General features: G+C 36.2%; 4 protein-coding genes. 1 reads left to right on the forward strand and 3 read right to left on the reverse strand.

Annotated elements, in window-relative coordinates; all coding sequences use genetic code 11:
- Window positions 1-55: 55 nt before the first annotated feature.
- From CQA44_RS10760 to CQA44_RS10770, 3 genes are all read right to left on the reverse strand, one after another.
- Window positions 56-2,212, reverse strand: coding sequence for a TonB-dependent receptor domain-containing protein (locus CQA44_RS10760; RefSeq protein ID WP_115547237.1), 2,157 nt, complete (start codon window positions 2,210-2,212; stop codon window positions 56-58).
- A 313-nt stretch (window positions 2,213-2,525) separates the two neighbouring features.
- Window positions 2,526-4,547: a TRAP transporter permease gene (locus tag CQA44_RS10765; protein WP_220272158.1), complete on the reverse strand. Its 2,022-nt coding sequence runs from the start codon at window positions 4,545-4,547 to the stop codon at window positions 2,526-2,528.
- Window positions 4,548-4,549: 2 nt separating this feature from the next.
- A complete protein-coding gene (locus CQA44_RS10770) occupies window positions 4,550-5,563 on the reverse strand; it encodes a TAXI family TRAP transporter solute-binding subunit (RefSeq protein WP_220272159.1) in 1,014 nt (337 codons plus the stop codon).
- Between the two features lie 271 nt (window positions 5,564-5,834).
- Here CQA44_RS10770 and CQA44_RS10775 point away from each other — a divergent pair.
- A partial coding sequence (locus CQA44_RS10775; RefSeq protein ID WP_147289796.1) for an MraY family glycosyltransferase occupies window positions 5,835-6,711 on the forward strand: 877 nt, incomplete at its 3' end.

Here is a 6,711-nt window from a genome sequence, read left to right on the forward strand (position 1 = left end):
GATAAACTCCTCCTAATACGGTTGCAAATTAGAAATTTTTTAATTGCAATACAAATCAAAATTTATATCTTACTTCCAATCGATAATCAGTTCCCGGTTCATAGAGTGCTGCACGCATGGCATTAATCACCTCACTTGAACTATTATCTGCTTCAACTTTAAGCGGTGAAGTAGGATCAATATAATGTGCATTAAAAACATTAAGAATACTGAAACGTAAAACAAGCCTGTCCCTACCAAAGGGGTAATAATTAACAAAGATGTCTGAAGTTGTATAACCGCTTTTACCTATATCCTCAAATTGCTTCTGATAGATATTGTATCCTTGTGTTCCCTTATTAAAACCCGTTACAAAACGAGACATCCATGCAATATCAAATTTTCGTATTTCATAACGCAAACTGAGATTAAATGTATAACCCCAAACAGCTCCAAGCTCGTAAGTGTCAGCAAGTAAGGCTCCATTACCTTCTCCTCCAGCAGTAAGCCAATTTCTTGCCATGCCTACATTCAATATAAAACCTCCATAATAAAATGCTGCTCCTAATTCAAAACCATAATTAATAATAGGAAAATTAAGATTCTCTCTTATCCCATCTCTAGTAGTTACTGTGTTGTTGGTTGTGCCTTTGGAATAACTGTTAATAAAATTGAGAATATTGCCTACATAAGTAGCGAACTTGAAACTCATGAAGTCATTAATATAATCAAGGTTCATTTCACCGTGATGAGAATATTCAGCCTTAAGATTTGGGTCAATTTCTATATGCGTGTTTCGTAGTAAGGTCGCATCTCCGGGCATTGCACCTCTTGTGCTAAAAGCATATTTTAGACTTATATCAAGCCCATCAATAATGCTATAAGCAAGTACTGTGCTGGGGCTAAACCCACCCGTAATGTGGTTTTGTGAATTTTTGTCATAATAAGAGTAAAGATCTGCACGTGTCCCATAACCCCATTTGAGATTGGGTAGAATCTGCCAACTATCCTGCACAAATCCTCCAAAAATATATGCCTCTTCTTTCCCTCTGTTATGCTTTAAATTGACTTCGTTCTTTTCGCTTTCCTGCATATTGTCATCACGAACACTCATGCCCTGAAAATCGAATCCGTATTCTAAAAGATGTTTATTGTTGAAATTATTGCTCAAATGTATGTTGCCACCATAACTATTAAAGACAATAGCACGAGGTAACTTTCCCTCTTCATCGTGTCCATGACCTCCACTCGTATTTTCTTCTATTTCAAAAATTGGAGTAAGATTCACGCTTCTTATATTGTTGTATGTATTCAATTTTATATTTGTGCCTCCATGACTAGGTTTATATTCATAATGTGCATTAAAATTTTGATTTTGGTCTAAATGTCTAAAAAGCTCTGAATCAAAACTTTCTCCTGCTGGATTACCAATATCTGCACGAAACGGTCTAGTCGCCATGTCATTCATAATACTATATCCAACTGAAAAATTTTGATTGGCATCAACTTGTCCGCCCACTTTAAGAAGTGTATTAACTTGCATTGAATTACTACCCAAAACGCCGTTTCTAGTTGTTAGAAAATCACTGTATGTGTGATTTGCATCACGATAATTAAGGATATTTTGATGGTTGATAGCAGCTAAAATTCCTACATCATTAAAGATTCTTCCATAGACACTAAGATTAGCGCGATAACCAAAGTTTGTATAGAATCCAGCACCTATCTCTGCACCAAAATTTTGTCCTTCTTTCAGCAAATCGCTTGCATTTTTTGTTTCAAAAGCAATAGAGCCCTTTAATGCACCAGCTCCAGCACTTGCATCTGCCACGCCCTTACTAACAATAACCTGTTTGAGTAAGAAAGGATCAATCATGATATTTCCCTGATGATGAAATGCGTTACCATTTTGTGCTACGCCATCAAGTGTTACGCGCATCATGAAACTCTCAAATCCTCGCACATAAACCTTTTGCCCCATATTTGTCCCACCACCTACTGCGATACTTGAATCGCTTCTAAAAATATCGCGTAGATTGAGTGCTTGCGTTTTACTTAAATCATCGGCAGTAATAGTAGTTTTTGTGCTTGTCTCATAACCCTGTATAGAACTAACTGCTGTAATGCTATCGAGTAAGTATGTTTGTGTCTCATCACGATTGAGATTAGCAGCTATCGAATCTGACCATAACACTTGAGAATTAATTATTAGAAACATAAGTGTTTTGTTCATACTTTCCTTCTTTTATTATTAATATTGAGTGAAGTAATATTATAGCAACTTTATTCTATTTATGCAACTAAGTTGCATAAATAGAATAAAGTTGCTATTCAACAGCAAAATACCTATCGACTGAGAATAATGCAACCTTAAATGCCGTAGATGAAAATACTTAGAGGTGAATTGTTTTTACAAAGAAAAACTTAAGGGTATTGGAAAGAGAATTGTCTCAAAATAAATCAAGAATAACTTTGAAATAAATACTTCATATTTCTTACCCTTATAGAGCATACAATAAGAAACGAATACAGTAGCAACAAGAATGTTACCGTTTTTTAGCCTCACGCAAATTTAAAATACCAATAACAAAGACACATCCCCCACCGATTATATCACTAGTTATATCTGGAACAAGCAGCAATAATGCGCTTATAATTAATAATAACCTTTCCCATATTTTTAACCTAGTAAATAAATATCCCTCAATAGCGGCACTAAGAATCGCAACACCAATCAATGATGTAAAAACCACAGACAAGATTACTTCTAATGGCGGAAATGCAAAAGTATTTGCGGTCAGTGAAGCAGATTCCAAATCAAGCAGCATTAATGAGGGGCTATACACAAAGATAAAGGGAATGATAAATCCTACGAGAGAGAGCTTGATGGCATGAAAACTTGTTTTCATAGGGTCAGCTTTGGCAATGCCAGCAGCAGCGAAACTTGCTAAGGCAACCGGAGGAGTGATGTTTGCAAAAATACCAAAATAAAAAACAAACATATGAGAGACAATGATAGGAACATCAAATGTTGCTAATGCTGGAGCAGCCATAGTCGCGGTGATAATATAAGCTGGAATTGAGGGTAGCCCCATGCCTAAAACCATCGAAGCTAACATTGTGAGAATAAGCGATAAGAATAAGTAGCCATGTCCAAAGGATACGATAGATGAAGTAATAACATTGCCTAGTGAAGTAAGGCTAGTAACACCTATAATAATTCCCACAGATGCACAAGAAACCATAACGGGCAAAGATTGTTTCGCTCCCTCCTCTAATGCCATAAAAATATCATATAGAGACATACGAGTTTCTTTTCGTATCCAGCTTGTTATCACAGTACAAACAATCGTCCAAATTGCTACATAAGAGATAGGCATGCTCTGTCCTAAAAGCACGACAAGCAACACCATAGGTAGGAACATGTGCCCTCTTGCTTTGAGGACATTTTTCAGCAGGGGGAGAGATTCCCTACTGATACCTTGTAGATTATTACGTTTTGCACAAAAATGCACCTGAAACATAACACCCAAAAAGTACAACACAGCTGGAAGCAATGCGGCTAAGGCTATTGTGGGATAGCTAACACCCGTTGTTTCAGCCATAATAAAAGCAGATGCCCCCATGATAGGCGGTAGTATCTGCCCTCCCACTGAAGCACTTGCCTCTACCGCACCAGCAAAGTTTTTATCATAACCAATTTTCTTCATAAGAGGAATGGTAAAAGCACCTGTACCCACAACATTGGCAATTGCACTGCCATTAATACTCCCCATAAATCCACTAGAAATGACAGCTACTTTTGCGGGACCACCAGAGCTAGTTCCTGCAATAGCAAGAGCTAAATCATTAAAAAGTTGACTCATACCAGAACGAGCAAGAAAAGCCCCAAAGAGTATAAAAAGAAAGATAAAAGAAACACTTGCACCAATCGCTGTTGAGAATAATCCCTCTGTTTTCAAATACAGCTGCCCAAAAATGTCCCCTAAATCATAAGGACGAGTAAGCAACCTCTCTGGCATAATATCAAAGTGGCTAATAAATGGATAGACTAAAAATATGAGTGCAAGAAGGGGCAAAATAATTCCTGTAACTCTCCTTGTAGATTCTAAAACTAAAAGGGTAGTGAGAATCCCAAAAGCAATATCAGTATAATTAGGTAGCCCGCTCCTTGAAGTCATAATGCTTTGATACTCATAAAAGAGATACACGCAGCTGCCAATCGCACAAACAAACAATATCCAATCCCACAACCCTAAAAGTTTCTTAGCTCCTTGAGTTTGAGTATCTGCCTTGCTATGAGCATAAAACAAAAAGCAAAGCCCCACACCCACGCACAAATGTACAGCTCTTTGTAGGATTTCTGGCAGTGGATAGAAAGTACTATAAAGATGAAAAATGGAATAACCCACACACATAAGAGAAACAAAAAAAGCATAAACCCCTCCCATTTGTCTTATAGCAGATTCTTTATCATATTTCTTTAAATCCAACGTTTCTACATCATCATCGCTCCCAACAATACGAGGCTGCATATCTTTAGAATCCTGCATGTGAGTTACTGCCATTTTTAGTTTATAGATTCTAAATATTTTTTAGCACCACTATGGATAGGGGCTATCATATTTTTTTCCTCATCTTCTAGGCTCATTCTTGGAATATCTCTTGCTGCCTGATGAGATACTTCAAGCTTATCAAGATTCTCAAAGAAAACTTTTGTAAGCTGATACACATCTTCTTCGCTTAAATCACTTCGCACAACCAATGCGTTAGTAATGGCTATTGTGGGGATTGGTTCTTGGTTACCATAAGTATTGGCTGGGATTTGTGCTGGAGTAAAGTAGCTTTTATTTGAGGCAATCTCTTGTGCTTTATCACTCGGGATAGACACAAGTGCCAAATCAAAAGTCTTTTCTAACTGTAATACTAAGGCATTAGGCAAACCACTCGCAAAGAAAGCTGCATCAACCCTTCCATTTTGCAAAGCTTCAGCAGCAGCAGCAAAACCTAGATAATCTGGCTTTATATCTTTATAGGTAATGCCAAATGCTGCAAGTAAAATCCGCGCATTGTTTTCTGTTCCAGAGCCTTTATCTCCTACGGCTATCCTTTTGCCCTTTAAATCCTCTATGCTTTTGATACCACTTTTTTTAGAGGTAACAATTTGTACGAGGTTTGGATAAAGCACTGCTATTTGCCTGATATTTTCTAGCTTTTTAGAGAAACTTCCTACGCCATTAAGCGCATCATGCAAAGCATCTCCCATAACAAAAGCCATTTCCACTTTGTTTTGTGCTAAAAGATTCAGATTCTCGATAGAAGCACCTGTAGTTTGTGTTTTGGCATTCGCACCTAATTCTTGGGAATAAATCTCTGCTAAAGCAGTACCTATAATATTATAAGGACCTGCTGCTCCACCTGTGGCAATTGTAACAAACTTGGTATTTAATGTTTTTGTATCTGATTTTTGTGGCACTTGGCTCTTGTCATCATTGGCATTATCTTTGCAACCCAAAAATATCATAATAATGAATATTCCCGAAATGCCAACAAAAAATCGCCAAAAATCTTTAAGTAATCTCATTGTAAAACTCCTTATTATCAACTAACGTATGATTGATTTAATCTCACTTTCACTTTAATTTAACTTAAAATGCACATTTTCTTAATAAAATTATCCTGTCTTATTGTAATTTTGAAATAGTATGAAATACTTGATTCTCTGCTATGACAAACACATAGTAGATACACAAAATAACTACAGTTTGAACAGGTAAGTTAAACACTCTTAGAATCTAAAGTTTCTTGAGAAATTAGATTCTGTACATTGATAATTCAAGAACAAGGCTAATATTATGGTCGATTGGGCATATTATTTTATCGGAATGGGAGCTATATGCGCATTGCTCACCTTAAGTGTTAGTTATATTCTTTCCCTAACTATGCGATTTATGCAAGATAAGCCGAAAACACATGCCTTTAAAATTCATACAATAAGCACTTCTCGATGTGGCGGTATAGGGATTTTTATTGCTTTTATCGTGGTTGTTATGGCGTCATTTGAAATCACTCACACTTCAGACTTAACAGGCGTTCAAGCAGATATTATTACTGATGTTCTTGCAGGCATACATTTTTACATTGCATGCGCTGTTCTCCTTATAAGCGGACTACTTAAAGACACCAACAAAGATACAAATATTCTCTTTGTAACAACTGTGCAAGTTATTGGCACTATCTATTTTATTGTGTCTTTTGGCTTTCTTATAAAAAGCGATAGCGTTAATATTTTAAGCATTATGTGCTATTTTACTTTTTTACTTTTCAGCATTAATAGCATCAATATCATTGACGGCGTGAATGGTAACGCAGGTTTTATTTGCCTCTTAAACTTTCTTTCATTGTGTTTTGTTGCTTGCAAGTTGGAAGCAAATTTTATTATCTTTGCAAGTAGTCTGATGATTGGTATTTCAGGAGTTTTTCTCTGTTTTAATTATCCTTATGGCAAAATTTTCTTGGGTGATAGCGGGAGTTTTTTACTTGGATTTGTCATTGGGGCATTACTAATACTTGGAATCCAATATTATGATTTAAGTGTTTTTTATGCTTTGACTCTCCTTATTTATCCTCTTTGTGAAGTGCTAACGAGTATTTGGAGTAGATTCAGGAGAGTTACAAGTTTTTCGGTTTATGAATTTCTTTTGCATTTGTATGAACCAAATAATTATCACT

It is taken from the genome of Helicobacter sp. MIT 14-3879 (assembly GCF_003364125.1).

What these genes read in the sequence shown, in the direction of transcription:
- CQA44_RS10770 (WP_220272159.1), bottom strand. Translation starts at nt 5,563, where the DNA reads ATGAGATTACTTAAAGATTTTTGGCGATTTTTTGTTGGCATTTCGGGA.
- CQA44_RS10760 (WP_115547237.1), bottom strand. Translation starts at nt 2,212, where the DNA reads ATGAACAAAACACTTATGTTTCTAATAATTAATTCTCAAGTGTTATGG.
- CQA44_RS10765 (WP_220272158.1), bottom strand. Translation starts at nt 4,547, where the DNA reads ATGGCAGTAACTCACATGCAGGATTCTAAAGATATGCAGCCTCGTATT.